We start from the raw sequence: 17,067 nt of genomic DNA, 5'->3' as shown, positions 1-17,067 counted from the left end.
TAATGGTCTGAATTCACTTCCGCTTTTGGCGGCATAGAGGACATGGCCAGAGTTGCCGCTGGGCCGGCCATGTAGCGAATCAACCAATGCAGACATTTGGCTCAAGGCAGTCTGCATGTTTCCCATTGAACTCGAGATAGTGCCTCCGAATCTGGCTCGTGACTCAAGTTGAAAACGCACGTGTATTTTAGATTGTGGGACCGAGCTTCCTCACCAAAGTGGCATGGCATTTGTGATACCATCCGGATAGACGCAGCGAGTGCCTTATGTGCGAAGTCATGCAAACCGGTCGAGCATCTCGCCCGGATTTACGCAGAACTGTCGGGTCATCGCACGTCTGAGCGGAGTCTCGGAGCCTAGCCCCGTGCGATCGGCAATCTGCCCAAGACTCATATCTGTTGTGTGAAGAAGCGACCGTGCGAGATCGCACCGGATCTTCTCGACCGCCTTGGCAGGAGACTGGCCCGTAGCCGCTTCAAACCGGCGATGAAACGTTCGCAGCGACTGGCCGGCCGTCTCGGCCATTTTCTCCACGGTCCACTGCAGACGAGGATCGCCTGCAATCTGGCAACTCAAGGCATCGAAGGGTGCCCCGCTCGCCGCCTGTAACGCCAAAGGCTCACTATACTGCTTCTGACCGCCGGCTCGCCGCATATAGTCGACGAGGCGGCGGGCGACGCGCGCGGAAAGTGCCGCACCGTGGTCCTGTTGCACCAAGCTTAGGGTGAGGTCGATACCAGCGGTGACGCCAGCCGTCGTCCACACGGGTCCGTCGTTCAGGAATATTGGATCGGGATCAACTTTCACATTTGGAAACTCTCTGGCTAAGCGATCGGTGGAGCGCCAGTGCGTAACCGCCCGGCGACCGTCCAAAATGCCTGCCTCGGCCAGAAGGAAGGAGCCCGTACAAACAGAGCAAACCCGAGCGGCGCGTTGGCTCAAGTCATTCAGTGCAATGTTCACTAACGGATTCTTTCGGAGGATATGAACGCCAGGCCCTCCGGGTACCACGAGCGTGTCCACCGCGCCCTCTTTTGGAATCTCCCCAGCCAATATAGCGAAGCCGGATTCGCTCTCGATCAAACCGGCTTTAAGCGCAACGATTCGGACATCGTAGTGTGGGTCCGCACCTTCTTCGTTAGCTGTGCTTAAAACTTGGGCTGGCTCGGCGATGTCAATAATCTGGACACCGTCAAACGCCAATATCAAAACCAGTCTTGATGGCAGTTTCTGTCGCTTGTTTGACATATACACGCCGCTGATCATGAACGACACAGACATACATGTTTGCGAGGCAAACGGTTCTGTCAAGTTCCTGAGCGGAGATACAGATGAAACTGACGCGGCGTGATGCCTTGGCTTTCGCAATTTCCGCTTCGGCGATCATTCACAGTAGCAATGTTGTCCAGGCGGCGGAAGACAATCCGGATGAACCATCAATGAAACAGCCGACGCATTGCAATATCGTGACCGTACCCGACATGGTGCAGCTCGACATTACCGGTCCATTCGAAGTGCTTTCTCGCACGCCGGGATGGACCGTCGATCTTGTTGCGGCAACAATGGATCCCGTGCGAACAGACCGTGGACTTCGTTTAGTCCCGAATGTCACACGCGAGACCGCCAAAAAGAGCGATATTATTGTTATCCCTGGAGGCACGGGAATCGATACGGCGATGCTTGATCCCGGGTGGGTCGCATACGTCAAACGGGAAGCGGCCCACTCCCAATACATCTTTGGCGTTTGCACCGGCTCCTTGCTGCTTGGGGCGGCTGGTCTTCTGGTTGGCCGGCGATCTGGCGGGCATTGGCAGGCCCGCGACCTCCTTACAAATTTTAGCGCGACGGTCTCCAACGATCGAATGACCGTAGATGGCAATATCTACACGTCGGGTGGGGTAACGTCAGGCATCGATATGGCGCTCCGCGTAGTGGCCGACCTCGCTGGCGAAAAGATTGCTCGCAAGATCCAGCTTGCCATGGAGTACGATCCAGCGCCTCCGTTCACGGGAGGCACGCCTTATACTTCGCCACCGGAGATCGTGGCCGCCGTGTTGGCCGACTCAACCAAACGGCGCGCACTGCGCGAGACTCAAGTCGCGGAAGCAGCTGCGAACATGCGACATTCAAACTAACGCCTGCGCCGTATACGCTGACCAGCGCTAGATCGCTTACCGAACGCTCACTGTACATCGCGACGAGTAGGCGGCTCTTTCAACTCTATCGAGGCTATGCCGACCGCGACCTCCGCACCATCCGGCCCAATGTTTGGAATGCCACTCGGCTGAAAACGCGACGTCTGCTTTTGGTGATCTGCCCCCTTGAAGTCGTCCCCCTGAAGCATGTTTGGGCCATGGTTGGAGCTGCCCCGTTTTGTGGTCCAGATGCTAGGCAATTTCTCGGGTTGTTCGAGTTTGTCGTGCGAACTCGTTCGGCGTCAAGTTGCCGAGGGGGGCGTGAGGTCTGTCGTTGTTGTGGTGGCACTCCCATGCCCGACCTTTGACTTCAAGGGATTGACGACGAGAGAGCCGCCGCCGGCGGCAGCGCGATCTCAAAATGGCCGCACGTTTGCACCTTGGCTTATCTTCCCGACGAAGCCTCAACTAGGCCTTGTGATCACACAGGGCGCGAAGGCGCTCCGGCAAATTGAGGTAGATCCCCATATTAACGCAGGCGATGAGACCTTAAGATGCCCGCCTACCTGCCAATTTTCAAATCATAGACGTCGATGGAATCGCAATAAGAAAGTAGGAGCTTGATGCCGCCTTCCGGAGAAATTACGGGTGATATTGGTGCTCGAGCCCCATGGCTCAAGCTAACCCTGACCGTGATGCCGGCGGCATTTCTGATGAATATCGACAAACAGGTCATCGTCATTCTAGCCCCGATGATCCAGAAGGAGTTCGAACTCGATCTCGTCACGATCACCCAGATACTAGCCGTGGGTGCCTGGTCTTACGCGATGTTCCAAATCCCGGGAGCCTGGCTTGCCGCCCGCCTCGGACCATTGCTCACAATAGGGCTATGCGTCTCCGGCTGGTCGTTCGCCGTCCTAATAACGCCGTTCGCGATCGGTCCAATGAGTCTCATGTTTTTGAGGGCATCGATGGGCGTGCTGCAGGCACCGGACTGGTTGTCCAGCGTGATGATCCTCGAACGGGAAGTGCCGCTCCGGCTGCGCTCGCGCGGTAGCGCGGCGCTGCTGGGTGCCGCCTATTTCGGGGCCATCGTAAGCGGGCCTTTGACTGCTGTGATAGCCAGCGAATGGGGCTGGCGTGCATGCTTCCGGGTCTTCGGAATATGCGGAGTTTTCTTCGGCATTAGCCTGCTTGTATTTGCGGTCACCAACCTCCGGCGGCCTCAGGCCACACTGACGAGTCGCGATTGGAGCGGACTGCGACTGATCGAGACGATGAAGCAACCGCGCATCCATGCGCTCGCCACCGCCTACCTGCTATTCTCGGGCGTCCAGAGCTTTGTCTACGTCATGCTGCCGATCTACCTCGCACATGACCGCCACATCTCGCTTATCGAGACCGGCTGGCTCTCGTCCGCACCCTTCGTCGCGCTTTATCTCGCGGTTCTGACGGGCGGCATCCTCTCGGATGCGATTTTGAAGAGGACCAAGTCACTCTTTGTTGCGCGCGTTCCCGTGGGAGGCATCGCCATGATCGGCAGCGGGACCTGCTTCGCGATCGGCATGTCCATGAACGGTCTCATCACAATGATGTTGTTCACATGTGCCGGTATGGCATTCGTTGGGATCGGACAAGTCGTGTTGTGGTCGGCAGTTCAGGATGCAACATCTGGCGCAGGCGGATTCCCGACTGCGTGGGTGCAGGTCCTCGGCGGAGTCGGCCTCGGACTTGCTCCCCTAATCGCCGCCATCATGGTCGCAACATCCGGAGACTGGGGGATGGTTCGGTTCCTCCTGTTGGCATCGGGCATCGGGGCGGCTGCGTGCCTATGGGCGGTGCAGCCGCACCGACCGTTCATGACGGTCAGGCCGTGTCTGCAGACTGACCGCGCGGAAGTTAGCGAATCCAGCTAGGTTCTGTACTCAAACTCCTTGTTTACGGTGAGGTGGAGTGCTTCTCTTAACCACTTCCATCCAGCCAGCCGGCTTGGTCTCGATCAGGTTCGCCAACGCGTCGAGTCGGGGCAGCAGCCGGTCGTCAACCATCCGTACGGTCGCGACGTGCATCGCAGCCGGGAAGTCGCACGGTATCGGAATTGCGGGATGCGGTTCCTGGGTCGCGCCGACCCATCATGAGACCGCCGGCGGCTGGTACAGACGCGGAAACCCGCGGTAACCGACCTCCGGCACCGTTGCCACGGGATGCGAGCGATGGTGGTCGCGCAATACTCAGGGATGAACGAAAGCGATGCGAGTTAATCCGAGTGTCGATGTTGCATTTGCGTTCGGGCCGTTCAGGCTCATTCCAAGCCAACAGGTCTTGGTGCGGGAAAACCGTCCTCTGAAGCTCGGTGGCAGGGCGCTGGACATTTTGCACCTGCTGCTGATGCGGGCCGGAGAGGAGGTCAGCAAGAACGAGCTGATTGAGTTCGCCTGGCCTAACGTCTTCGTCGACGAATCTAATCTGAAGGTCCACATCAGTAGCTTGCGCCGGGCGCTCGAAGATACTCTTCCTCAAGCAACCTACATCGCGACAGTCGCAGGACACGGATACCAGTTTGTGGGGCGCCTCCAGACGGAACCCATCGAAATTGAGGGTTTCTCAGTTGACGATCCGCCGATTGTCTCCAGTCTGCCCGCGCCTTCCACACTCGTTGGCCGGCAGCGCGATGTAGAGGGTGTGGCCAGAGCACTAGACTTTACAAGCCTTGTGACTCTTGTCGGACCCGGCGGCGTGGGGAAGACCAGCCTCGCCATCGCGGTCGCCCACACAAGACATGACGAATTTCCTGACGGCGTTCACTTCGTGGATCTGTCCGCGACCAACGACTCCGCGCTCGTTCCAAATCTCTTGGCTACGGCTCTAGGCGTTCGCGGCCATCCGGCAGACTTGGTCTCGGCCGTAGTGCAACACCTGCAACACAGGCGCATATTGATTGTCTTGGACAATTGCGAACACGTACTGCACGCTGCCGCGACGATTGCGGCACGGCTCGTCGAGGCGAAGATCAGCAGCCGCTTACTCGCTACCAGCCGCGAGCCGCTTGGAGTCTCTAGCGAGAATCTACAGCACGTCGAGCCTCTTGCGTTCCCCGACCGGGCAAATGTGCAAAGCGCAACGGAAGCACTGGCCTATCCCTCGGTCAAACTCTTCGCGTTGCGCGCGTTTGAAACGGCTGACTACAAGTTGGTGGACCGCGACGCCCACACCGTTGCAAGCCTCTGCGAAGCGCTGGACGGCCTTCCGCTCGCGATCGAGATCGCGGCTGCGAAGCTCGATCGATTCTCTCCTGCAGCCCTCCTCGATTCCGTTGGCCGTCATCTCAGCGAACTCCGGAACGACGACCAAGCCACGCATTCACGACATCGGACGCTTTGGGCGATGTTGGACTGGAGCTACCAGCTACTCTCCGCCCAGGAGTCGACGATATTTCGACTGCTGTCAGTCTTCGCTGGTTCTTTCGAGTGGACCGACGTCGCCGGGATGGCTCGATTGGTGCAGTATGACCCTTATCAGACCACCGTGGCACTAGGCGGCCTCGTCGCCAAGTCCATGCTGTCGGCGGAGATCGATGGGGAGCAGCTACGTTACCGGTTACTGGAAAGCGCCCGTTGCTACGCGGCGGAGCGCTTGCTCCAGGATCCCTTTGCTCAAGACGCGCAGCGCCAACACGGGCAACTCGTGCTGGCCGCGTTCGAAAACTCCGAGGCCGAATGGGCCTGGGTCGACAATCGCATCTGGCGCGCGCGATACTGGGCGCGGACCGGTGACCTACGCAAGGCTCTTGACTGGTGCTTCAGCGACGAAGGCGATGTATCCCTTGGTGTCAACCTTGCGATCTCTGCGATCCGGCTTTGGAACGAGCAATCGTCCATCTACGAGCAACTATGTCAGGTCGACAGGGCGTTGAACCGCTGCGCGTCAACGGCGGTTGCGCCTTGGCAAAAAGCGACGCTCGCGATGTCTCGGGCATGGAGCATGACTCTTGCCCGGCAGCTCCACGCCGAAACGGACGAAGCTTGGAACTCCGCACTCAACTTCGCCGGACTCAGCGGCGACGTCGGTCGATACCTGTCCGCAATGTTCGGCCAGGCGGTCTTCTTCATCTACACGGGCCGGAACGAGCGGGCGGTCAGCCTCTTGGAAGATTTTGTCCTGATCGCCGCGAAAGTCGGTGACCAGGCATCGCTGCTCGACGCGGAGAGGTTGGGTGCTCTGGCAGAAATGCATCTCGGTAAATTGGCGGACGTGTGCGCCAAACTAGCGCGGCTCGCCGAGGACCTTGCCCACGGCATGCCCCCATCGAGGATCACGCGCTATCAGGAGGAGAGGTATGTCAGTATCCACAGCACGCTCGCATTTTCGACATGGCTGACCGGTCGACCCGCGCGTGCCCTTACAATGGCCGAGGAGATGGTGCTGAAGACGGGGCAGATCGGCCAGTTGATGGGCCAGTCGAACATCCTCGCGCTCGTCGCCATGCCGCTCGCGCTCTGGAGCGGCCAGATCGACGCCTTGGAGAGGTATTCTACCATCCTTCGGGGCAACCTCGACCGCGAGAATATTGCGCTCTGGGAGCCGGTGCACCGGTTCTACGCCTCCGTCGGTCGACACGCGCGGGGTGGCTTGAACGCAGTCGACGACATGCGGGCGGCGGTTGATGATCTTGTTCGCGACGGATTCCTGGTGCGCACTCCGATGTATCTCGGCGTGTTGGCCGAGGCCCTGCTAGGAATGGGCAGATCCGCCGACGCCGACGAAGCGGTAGAGCTCGCGTTCACGCTACAGCGCGAGTCAAAGGAGAACTGGTGCCTGCCGGAACTACTTCGGGTGAAGGCACAGACGATGGCGGCGCTTGGTGAGCGTGACCATGCCCGCGGCATGTTTGGTAGAGCGCGAGAAACCGCCCTGGCCATCGGCGCGCGATCCCTCGAGTTGCGGATCGTGAATGACATGGCGGAGATGGCAATCGACGAAGGGAATAAGGAGGCGGTCGAGATCCTCGTGTCTGTGTATGAGAGCTTCGAAGAAAGAGCTGCGACCGAGGACCTGAAGCGATCCGCTCGCCTGCTCACCGCCGCGGGCGCGAACCGTTTCTGATGCTGCTGCGAATGCACAGTTTACCGTCCGAAGGCGGCCGATAGGAGTCCACGAAGGCTGGTGCATAGCTCAACACCAGAGGCAACCCTTCCACGTAATGCCGCCGTCTTTGACCTCCGGAAATACCGCGTGATTGCGCACGTCAGAACGGTCGCTCCCGCCCAGACGTAAGCACCGCGGCACCCCCGCTACTCCCAAATTAAGCTGAACAGACGAAGCGTCCCCGCGCTGCAATTTCTCGCTCACGAAGAAATGGAGATACCTAAAAGTTTCGAGCAGGAAGCCGAGTTCGGACGGCATTGGCTAAACATTTCTGACAGGGCGCAGGAGCGTGCCGAGATTCCTGCCGATTGCTGTCGTTCAGCTGTTGCGAAGACGAACCAGTGGAACACGATCAGGCACGGATGGTGAGCAAAAAGGAACACTGCCTTTACCTCAATTTACCGAGGCCGCCCACATTAGTCTGATCTAAATGCAAGGATCGGAGTTGGTGAGATGGGAAGGCGCCATTTCACTAAGACCGCTGGCACAATCCCCCGTCGGTGACTGAGCCCTTTTGCACAGGCACGGTCGTTCCCTTCAAATGAGGAGATCACTATGCCGTTTGCACGTGTCGATCTAGTTAAAGGAAAAAGCGCCGAATATCGCGCCGCTGTGGCCAATGTCGTAGCGGACGGGATCGTCGGAGTTTTGAAGGCGCCGAAAGGCGACCGTTTCATCGTCGTCAGCGAGCATGAGCCCGATAATTTGATCTACGACCGCCACTTCCTCGGCAGTGAGCGATCATCTGACTTCGTCCTGATCCAGGTGACCAGCACGGTCGGGAATGACAAGGAATCCAAGCTTGCCTTCTTCCGGTACATCGCTGACGAACTTAAGAGCAGGCTCTCTATTCGCCCTGATGACGTCATGATCAACCTCGTATTCGTCGAGCGTTCGGACTGGTCATTTGGCAAAGGCGATCCTTGGACTTGATTGGCCATCGGTTCGAGAAAAGTCAGTTAGGCGGACTATCATCGGCGGTCTCATGGTTTTGCCTAGGTCGGCTGTGTTGGCCGAATAAACTCGGTCGGCGTAGACGCGTCGAGATGCAGAGCGCGCCGGTGCGGACGGTCGCCTTGTGATGCCGAGGCGATCGACTGAACTGTCCCGGAGGTGAGTAAGGGTGATTACAACGACGAGCTAAGCTCCACGGTCACTCAATGATTTCTCAACATACGGCTGGATTCTCCGGGAACTCTCTCTTCGAGCCGGTCATAGACGCACAGAGGTGATATCGATGAACGTTTTCATAATAGGCATCACTGGAGGGACAGGGTCTCGCGTTGCCGGGCTCCTTGCGAAACAAGGAGACTTGGTTTCCGGACTGTACCGCCGACCGGAACAGATTGCCGCCTTACACGCGGTTGGAGCTGACGGAACGCTCGGGGATGTGTCGACTATCTCTGAGCAGGAGCTGGCGTCTGCGGCTTCTGGATCAGACGTCATGGTGTTTGCCGCAGGTGCCGGAGCACATGACCAAGACAAGATGATCGATGCAGTTGACGGTGATGGAGTTCGCAAAGCGACCGCCGCTGCTCGCTCGGCGGGTATATCCCGGCTCCTCCTTGTTTCAGTATTTCCCGAAGCATGGCGAGAAAGAGATATGCCGAAAAGCTTCGAACACTACATGGCAGCTAAAAAGAGGGCAGACGTGGATCTTGTCCGTAGCGAACTCGACTGGGTAATTCTAAGGCCTTCTGCACTCACGAACGATCCCGGGACCGGAAGCGTTAGTCTGGGACTCGCTGAGATTCATGTGGATATTTCCCGAGACGACGTGGCTGCGACGATTGCAGCCCTCCTCCACTCGGTTGTGCGGAGGCGAATTCTTGAAGTGACCGCAGGCAGCACCCCGATTGGTAGCGCGGTCACGGCGTTACTGAACTAGGACGGGCTCGCCGAACATCGCGAGATCCAAACTCGCGTGACCGAGTTTGCAATCGCACAAGCGTCAAGTTTCAGGGAGAGCACATGAATTCGTCCAGCTTTTCGACCGTGAATCCCGCCACAGGAGAGCAGATTGAGACATTCTCCGTTTTTTCTCCCCTGGAAACAGAAGCCGTGCTCGCGCGCGCCGATAAAAGTTTCCAATCCTTTCGACGGGTGTCCGTTCATCAGCGTGCACAGTTCCTCTCCGACCTCGCAGCGACATTGAGGAAGCAGAAGGCCCAACTCGCGAAAGTGATTACAGCCGAGATGGGGAAAGTTTCGGCCGAAGCCGGAGCAGAGATTGAGAAGTGCGCCATGGAAGCGGATTGGTATGCCGAGCACGGACCGCAAATGTTTGCGGATGCACCCGCTCCAACGGGAAAGGTTGAAGCATACGTTTCGTATCTGCCGCTCGGCCCGATACTTGCGATCATGCCATGGAATCTTCCGATTTGGCAGTTGACCCGCATGGCCCTGCCGACGCTCCTGGCAGGAAACGTCGTCTTGATAAAGCACTCCACCAACACGCAGAGAAGTTCGCTCGAATTTGAGCGCGTGATGCGTGAAGCCGGCTTTCCCGAAGGGGTGTTTCAGAACCTAATTCTGAAGACGGAGGATATCGTCAACGTCATCAATGATCCGCGTGTTCAGGGAGCTTCCGTTACCGGGAGCGTGCGAGCCGGTTCTGCAGTCGCATCACAGGCCGGAAAAGTGATCAAGAAGACCATCATGGAGTTGGGTGGCTCTGATGCTTTTATCGTCTGTAAAGATGCCGACATACCCAAGGCCGTTGCGGCGGGCATCACGAGCCGCTTCAGCAATGCGGGTCAGGTCTGCCTTGCGGCAAAACGGTTCATCTTGGTCGAAGAAATAGCAGATGACTTTGAAAAGTTGTTTGTGGAAGCAGCAAAGGCGATCCGGGTTGGCGACCCGACAGATCCAGCAACCCAGATGGGACCAATGGCACGGATTGATCTCCGGGACTCTCTGCATAAACAGGTGGAAGGCAGCATTGCAAAGGGCGCACGGGCGTTGTGCGGGGGCAAACCTGCGGAAGGCAAAGGAGCCTTCTACACGCCCACGGTACTCAGCGGAGTGACGCAAGGTATGCCCGCCTTCGACGAAGAGACTTTCGGTCCCGTTGCCGCGATCACCCGCGTCCCGGACATCAACGCTGCCGTCGACGCGGCGAATGCAAGCGAGTTCGGTCTCAGCGGCAATATATGGACCAGGGACGTGGATGCGGCTCGCAAGATCGCGCGTGAGCTCTACACCGGTGGCGTGTTCATCAATGGCTTCACGGCGTCCAATCCCCGTGTCCCGGTCGGCGGGGTCAAGAATAGCGGGTATGGCCGGGAGCTCTCTCGTTTCGGAGCCCATGCTTTTGTCAATCCGCAACGTCCGCTCGTCGACGGTAAGCGCGTCACCGGCTTCACGAACAGCGAGGAGGAAGGAGTGGGCCTCACCAATATCGTGCCGTTCCTCGTCGAGGACGAACTCAAGGCCAAAGGTGGCAAGTTCGAAAGTAGCGAGGACTGGGGCGTTTTCATTGTGACCGATGGCTTGCTCACCACCGGTCAAAACCCCGCGTCATCTTATGCGGCCGCAGAGAGGCTGCTCGAGAAGGTGCAGCAGAAGACCGTGCCGAACCGCAAGTAGGCTCGGTGGGCGGCTCCGGACGAAATAAAGGCCTAGGTTCCGACCTACCAAGTGACAGGTAGAGTTTCCGCAATAACCAACAGGTAGGAGAACAGCTATGACCAAAGAGATCCTTTTTTCCGACGCGACCAAGCTGGCCGAGCTGATCCGCACCAAGGAGGTCTCGCCGGTCGAGGTCATGCAGGCGCACCTGGATCGCATCGCGGCGGTGAACCCAAAGATCAACGCAATCGTCACGCTCGCGGACGGGGCCCTCAAAGCCGCAAAGGCGGCGGAGGCAGCGGTATTGGCGGGCGACGCACTCGGCCCGCTGCACGGTGTCCCCTTTACGGTAAAGGACTCGATCGACACCGCTGATGTGGCGACCCAGCGCGGCTCGCCGATCTTCAAGGGGCGCGTTCCCGATGTCGACGCGACGAGCGTCGCGCGAATGAAGAAGGCAGGCGGCATCCTGCTGGCGAAGACCAACCTTCCCGAATTTTCCTACTGGATCGAGAGCGATAACCTGCTCACGGGCCGGTCGAACAACCCTTGGGACGTGACCCGCACTCCGGGCGGTTCGAGCGGCGGTGAATCGGCGGCGATCGCGGCGGGCATGTCGCCAATCGGTATCGGCACCGATCTCGCAATCTCCGTGCGCGGACCGGCCGCGCAAACCGGCATTACCTCAATGAAGGCGACCCATGGCCGCGTGCCCATGACCGGCATCTGGCCGCGCGTGCCGCGCCGCTTCTGGCATGTCGGGCCGATGGCGCGCTCGGTTCGCGACATCGCGCTCGCTTTCTCGCAACTGGTCGGGCCTGACGGCCAGGACGGATTTGCCACGAGCACCGTCGAGTTCGATGCCGGCATCGGCCGCTCACCCTACCGCCAGCTCCGGGTGGGCTGGATGGTCGGACCCGGCTTGGGGCCAGTCGATCCCGAGGTGGCGGCGATCGTCAAGGTCGCGGCCGAGGCGCTGAAGGACATCGGCGTATTTGTCGAGCAGGTGAGCATCCCGGCGCTGGAGCGCGATTTTCCCCTCGACGTGTTCAACCGCCTCCATGTGATGGAGATGAAGCCCGCGTTTGCCGAGGCAACGGCCGGCCATGAGGACGAAATGTACAAGATGGCCAAGACCATGCTCTCGCTGCCCGACACGTCGATGAAGGACTATATCGACGCCGAGCAGGCGGCCGAGCGGCTGCGCGACGGCTATGCCGACTACTTCTCGCGCTACGACGCGCTGATTACCCACGTGCTGCCGATCCCGGCCCACAAGCATGGCGTCGAGAAGTTCACCATCGACGGCCAGACCGTGGATGCCACCTACCTGCAGGGTGCGACTGTGCCGCTCAACGTCACCGGCTTGCCCGGCCTGGCGATGCGGTTCGGTACGAGCAAGGAAGGGCTGCCGATTAATGTGCAGGTCATCGCCAAGTGGCAGGCCGAGTCCACGATCCTGCACCTGGCTTCGCTGCTCGAAAGCGTCAGCACCGTGCGGAACCTGCATCCGAACCTCTGACGAAAATGAGGCCCCGACATCGTGCGACGCGTGGCGATGCCGGCGCTCCGCTCCGCCTAAGCGCGCCAGCGACACCGATCAATCATCAACCGGGCGAAATTCGGAGTTCCGAGATGGGTTCTAAAATCATCTATCCAGACGCCACCAAGCTGGCCGAACCGATCCGGAGCAACGAGGTCTCCGTCCAGGTCGTGCAAGCGCATCTGGCCCGCATCAGCGCCGTGGATTCGAAGATCAATGCGATTGTGTCGCTGGCAGCCGACGCGCTCGACGACGCAAAGGCGCCCGAGGCGGCGGTGCTGCGGAGTAATGGTCTAGGGCCGCGACACGTTGTCTCTTTTACGGTGAAGGACTCAATCGACACCGCGTGCGTGCCGACCCAGCGCGGCTCGCCGCGGTTGGCGGAGTCGACAATCTTGCACCTGGCTTCGTTACTGGAAGGGATGAGCCCGGGCCGAAATCCCTATCCGGACCTGTCCAGGCCCGATCGTCACGCTGCTGGGGGTTCCAACAGGAGCGTACGTTTATGATTCCCTATCTCTGCGTCGCCGCCGGCGGAGCCATCGGCAGTGTCGGCCGCTATTGGGTCGGGCTGGTCACCGACCGCGCGTTGGGCGAGCCGTTCCCCTGGGGCACGATCCTAATCAACATCGTCGGCAGCTTCATCATCGGATTCTTCTCGACACTCACGTTACCCAGTGGCCCGCTGCCGGGGAGCGCCGACCTACGTACCTTCATCATGGTCGGCTTGTGCGGGGGCTTCACCACATTTCTTCGTTCAGCCTGCAGACGCTGGCGTTGATGCGCGCCGGGGACTGGGTGGGTGCCATGGGCAACGTGCTGATCACCGTCGTGCTGTGCATCGTCGCGGTGGCGCTGGGCCATGTGCTCGCCACGCGCATCGGCCCAGAAGCGCGCACCGGCCTCGTCCTCGACCCGCAAATAGTCGCGCACGACCTCGAACTCGGGCGCGCGTTTCCACCATTCGCCGAAGTCGCGCTCGGGGCTGTCGGCGCGCTTCACCCGCCGGCGCCCCCCACGCGGAGCCGCGCGGCCCACTTCGGAAAGGCAAGCTCATCTCGACCGTCGTCCCGATCCACGCTGACGACAGCGATGGAGACGGAGGCAGGCGACCACCCGTTGCGAACGCCGGCCCGGTCCGCCGGCTTCCCTAACCAGCAACCCAACGATCTGGAGGACAACATGACACACGCAATTCGATTGAAGCAATCCGGAGGACCTCAGGTCCTCGAGCTAGAACAAATTGAACAGTCCGCCCCCGGTCCCGGCCAGGCCTGGATCGAACAGCACGCCATCGGCGTCAACTATCTCGATGTGACGCAACGCAACGGGGCCATCCCGATTCCTCTGCCGAACGGACTTGGACTGGAGGCGGCGGGGATCGTCGCCGCGGTTGGCCCCGACGTCGAGAATGTCGTGGCCGGTGATCGGGTCGCATATGCCCTTGGTCCCTTGGGCAGCTACGCGACGGGGCGGCTGTATCCCGCAAATCGCCTGGTGAAGCTTCCCGACACCATCAGTTTCGAGGCTGCGGCTGCCGTGGTGTTCAAGGGCATCACCGCTCAATACCTCATCAAGAGCACCTTTCCGGTCGGGCCGGGGACGGTCGTGTTGCTGTACGGAGCCGCAGGAGCGCTGGGACAGTTGCTCGTCCCCTGGGCGAAGCATCTCGGCGCATCAGTTGTCGGCGTGGTGTCGAAGGAAGCGAGCGTCGCGCGTGCGAAGGAGGCGGGATGTGAACACGTTCTGATCTGGAGCGACAACCTGCCGGCGGATGTGGCCCGGGTAACCAATGGTCACAAGGCCGACGTGATCTATGACGGCATCGGGCGCAAGACATTCGCGGCGTCTCTCGATAGCCTGCATCAGCGTGGCACGCTGGTCTCCATCGGGGCATCGTCGGGATCCCCTCCGCCGGTGGAAGTCGGCACGCTCAATGCGAAAGGTTCGCTGTTTCTGACGCGTCCGGGCCTTCCGGCACACGCGACCGATGTAGAGGAATATCGAAAGCGTGTCCTCGATGTATTCGACGCGGTCGAACGCGGCGTGATCCATCCTGCGATCTGGAAGACCTACGCCCTGTCTGATGTCGCCCAGGCGCATGAGGCACTTGAATCCGGAAAATCGGCCGGTGCGATCGTGCTGAAGCCGTAAATGAACCTTGCAATCGATGTTTTGCTCCACGCCGGCCGCAGCTCAAGCCGCTGCTCCGAATAGCAATTTGAGATGGGTGCATGTCTCCGCAACCAGAAAAAAGCAAGAACCCGCGCGTTGGCGCGCGTAATAGGGCCTTGGCTCGCCATCAAGCAATCTGCACTCGGCGGCGATTTTCTTCCAGATTGCTTACTCGCTCAAATGAGACAGAGCTAAGAGTTTCGGTTAAGGCGCGCATACCGCACTGTAAACTAAAGAAAACTGGCGCACCCGACACGATTCGAACGTGTGACCTTTGCCTTCGGAGGGCAACGCTAAGCGAACGCCTGAAAAAGCAATTTGAGATATGAAAACCCAGCAATCTCAATGGATTGCTGGGTTTTGTTTTTGAGATCGAACGCCCGCTCCAGCAAAATCAATGACTTGGTGTCGTAGGTTCAAATCACCCGCAACCAGTTGCGGAATGCGTGCGCGCATCGGGCGAACGGCGACGATCGCGCATTCCTTCGTGTCGAGGCGGAGTGTTTCGAAGATGTTTGGCCTCACGCATCGTTGTGCGCGCATTGCGCACGCCTCGGTGGAGAACCGGCCGTCAGTCGGATCCATGGCGGCCGTCGTCGTCCCCGGCCATGCGTCTGCTCTTGCAGAAGCTCGGATCGACAGCACTTGCCTGATAGTCGAGCGGTCCATCGACCTCATCCTTGTACTTCACGAGGACGTCAGGGCAGACGGCTTCTCTGGTCTCGAGATTGCCACCGCAACTCCAGCTGGCGGCGTCGTTGACGTTGCCGGTCCCCTTGTACTTCGCAGTCTGCGGATAGGGACACAGCGGCCGTGAGAGAGCCGGTGACAGGCTTTGACCAATCACCTGGTTCGGCGCGGCGCCTTTTTCGACCCAATTTACGAGGGCCGCGAAGTCGGCGCCGTTCTGCGGCCAGGGTCCGGTGGTGCCCAGACTGAAGATAGGCGCGCCGCAGTGACCGACGCCGGGCGCGTGGAACAGGCGGTAGAAGCTCTGCACGCCCTCGAAACCGGTGCGATCGCCCCGCCGCTGATAGCGCTCCGCCATCTGCCGGTAGTAGTTGATCACGCCACGTGGGTAGATGAACTGATCGTTCGCCCCGACGAAAGTAAGCATCTTTCCACCGCGCGCCCTGAAGGCGTCGAGTGGACCGAAGGTGTCGGTGACGTCCGCGATATTGCGCGAGCCGGCTTGCGCCACGTCAGGATAGGAAAGATCCTTGCCGCCGAGGTTAACCGTTGTCCACTTGGTCGACGGCGGAGCAAAGCTCGGATCGATCAGATTCCATTCGAACTGGGTGACGCCGAGCGCGAACGGGGTCGGCCCATCCAGGATGCTGAAGTCGCTGCCGCGATCCAACCCAAACCAGATGCGGTCGTGGTGCTTATTGCGCGGTCCGTCCCAGATATCGTCGACCGCGGTTGCCTCCTCCGGCGTCAGACAGGCCGGAGCCGCCGGCGCGCCGGGCTGTCCGCACACATTGGCTTTGGCGCTGAAATGGCAGGTTCGGGGATCGTCTATGATGCCGTCGGTCGCGCCATCATTCGCATCGCAGGCGGCGATCGCCGATTTCTGCACTGCAACGAGCTTGGCCGGAGGAATCGGGCCACTCGGGGATTCGCCGGCAAGATTGAACATGGCGAGCTGTCCCCACATCTGCGCGGTCTGGAAACGGGTCCAGTACATCGCGGGCGCGCTTGCGAGAACGCCGTCGAGCTGACTACCGAGTTCCTGGGCCAGGAGATATCCTTGGCGGCCACCCGTGGAGCAGCCGTTCCAGTAACTATAGCTCGGCGGCTTGCTGTAGTAGGATGTCGCGATGCGTTTCGACCAGAGGATCTGCTGCTTGATGCCGACGCGGAAGAAGTCCTGAATGAATTCGAGATTGAAGGTGTGATTTGTGTTCACGCCTGGCGTGCAATCGCCGCCGCTGTGGCCACCATCTGTGCCCGATCCGACGTAGCCCGCGTTCACAGCTGCATCAACATTGAGATTTCCCGAGCAGCCTCCGCCACCGAGCCCCTCGGTTCGGCCGTTCCATGCGCCTTCGATGCCGCCCGCCCCGCCGTCAGCCGTGCTTAGTGGCAAGCCGACGGCGATCGTGATGTTCTGGTTCGGATTGGTGCCATAGACCAGCGTCACGTTGCAGTACTGCTTGTTGGCTGGCGCCGCGGTGGTCTTGATGGTGCTGGTCACCGACTTGATCGCGGGATTGCCCTTCAGTTCAAACCGCGGGTCGGTGGAAAGACTTGCGCATGACGGCGCAGCGTTGGCCTCTGCATGATCCGGCAGTGAGCTGGCTCCTGCGGCGGGCGTGATGATCGGTATGCATAGACACAGCGTAGCTGCTAGACGCTTCATGAAGGTCCTCCCCGATTTGCTCGTGATTTTCTACAACTGGTAGCATCACGGCGCGGAGGGCCTTAGAACAAGAGCGTCGCCGGATGGAACAAAACCATTCGACGACCGCAATTTTTTCGTTGGAAGCGTGCTGCGGA

Annotated in this window: 11 protein-coding genes and 1 pseudogene; 10 read left to right on the top strand and 2 right to left on the bottom strand. The window is 59.8% G+C overall.

The window, feature by feature from the left end:
• Nucleotides 1-276 precede the first annotated feature (276 nt).
• The gene (locus UB31_RS12250) at nucleotides 277-1,266 is read right to left on the bottom strand and encodes a GlxA family transcriptional regulator (protein ID WP_197090806.1); all 990 of its coding nucleotides are present in this window, start codon (nucleotides 1,264-1,266) and stop codon (nucleotides 277-279) included.
• A gap of 65 nt (nucleotides 1,267-1,331) precedes the next feature.
• On the opposite strand from UB31_RS12250, the gene UB31_RS12245 reads away from it, so the two are divergent.
• From UB31_RS12245 to UB31_RS12195, 10 genes and pseudogenes are all read left to right on the top strand, one after another.
• Entirely contained in the window at nucleotides 1,332-2,135 is an 804-nt protein-coding gene (locus UB31_RS12245; RefSeq protein ID WP_197087097.1) for a DJ-1/PfpI family protein, read from the top strand.
• A 623-nt stretch (nucleotides 2,136-2,758) separates the two neighbouring features.
• Entirely contained in the window at nucleotides 2,759-4,051 is a 1,293-nt protein-coding gene (locus UB31_RS12240) for an MFS transporter (RefSeq protein WP_044999866.1), read from the top strand.
• 334 nt (nucleotides 4,052-4,385) lie between these two features.
• On the top strand, nucleotides 4,386-7,238 hold the full coding sequence (locus UB31_RS12235) for an ATP-binding protein (protein WP_044999865.1): 2,853 nt from the start codon (nucleotides 4,386-4,388) through the stop codon (nucleotides 7,236-7,238).
• A gap of 597 nt (nucleotides 7,239-7,835) precedes the next feature.
• Complete coding sequence (locus UB31_RS12225) at nucleotides 7,836-8,213, top strand: tautomerase family protein (protein WP_044999863.1); 378 nt, start codon at nucleotides 7,836-7,838, stop codon at nucleotides 8,211-8,213.
• 304 nt (nucleotides 8,214-8,517) lie between these two features.
• Nucleotides 8,518-9,168: an NAD(P)H-binding protein gene (locus UB31_RS12220; protein WP_044999862.1), complete on the top strand. Its 651-nt coding sequence runs from the start codon at nucleotides 8,518-8,520 to the stop codon at nucleotides 9,166-9,168.
• An 83-nt stretch (nucleotides 9,169-9,251) separates the two neighbouring features.
• Nucleotides 9,252-10,868: an aldehyde dehydrogenase family protein gene (locus UB31_RS12215; protein WP_197090805.1), complete on the top strand. Its 1,617-nt coding sequence runs from the start codon at nucleotides 9,252-9,254 to the stop codon at nucleotides 10,866-10,868.
• Between the two features lie 97 nt (nucleotides 10,869-10,965).
• A complete protein-coding gene (locus tag UB31_RS12210; protein WP_044999857.1) occupies nucleotides 10,966-12,372 on the top strand; it encodes an amidase in 1,407 nt (468 codons plus the stop codon).
• Nucleotides 12,373-12,485: 113 nt separating this feature from the next.
• Entirely contained in the window at nucleotides 12,486-12,902 is a 417-nt protein-coding gene (locus UB31_RS12205) for an amidase family protein (protein WP_044999856.1), read from the top strand.
• Nucleotides 12,899-13,266 (top strand): annotated as a pseudogene (gene crcB / locus UB31_RS12200) (fluoride efflux transporter CrcB); the annotation flags it as partial. The gene UB31_RS12205 and the pseudogene crcB, both read left to right, overlap by 4 nt.
• A gap of 219 nt (nucleotides 13,267-13,485) precedes the next feature.
• Entirely contained in the window at nucleotides 13,486-14,547 is a 1,062-nt protein-coding gene (locus tag UB31_RS12195) for a quinone oxidoreductase family protein (protein ID WP_349509921.1), read from the top strand.
• A 592-nt stretch (nucleotides 14,548-15,139) separates the two neighbouring features.
• On the opposite strand, the gene UB31_RS12190 is transcribed toward UB31_RS12195, so the two are convergent.
• Nucleotides 15,140-16,930 carry a tannase/feruloyl esterase family alpha/beta hydrolase gene (locus tag UB31_RS12190; protein WP_044999854.1) on the bottom strand — a complete coding sequence of 597 codons (1,791 nt, stop codon included), beginning with the start codon at nucleotides 16,928-16,930 and terminating at the stop codon, nucleotides 15,140-15,142.
• Between the last annotated feature and the right edge of the window lie 137 nt (nucleotides 16,931-17,067).

The organism is Bradyrhizobium sp. LTSP849 (genome assembly GCF_000938255.1).
In the GTDB taxonomy this organism is placed as follows: Bacteria; Pseudomonadota; Alphaproteobacteria; order Rhizobiales; family Xanthobacteraceae; genus Bradyrhizobium.
The sequence above is the reverse complement of the archived record's forward strand: the minus strand, read 5'-3'. Positions and strand labels throughout refer to the sequence as shown.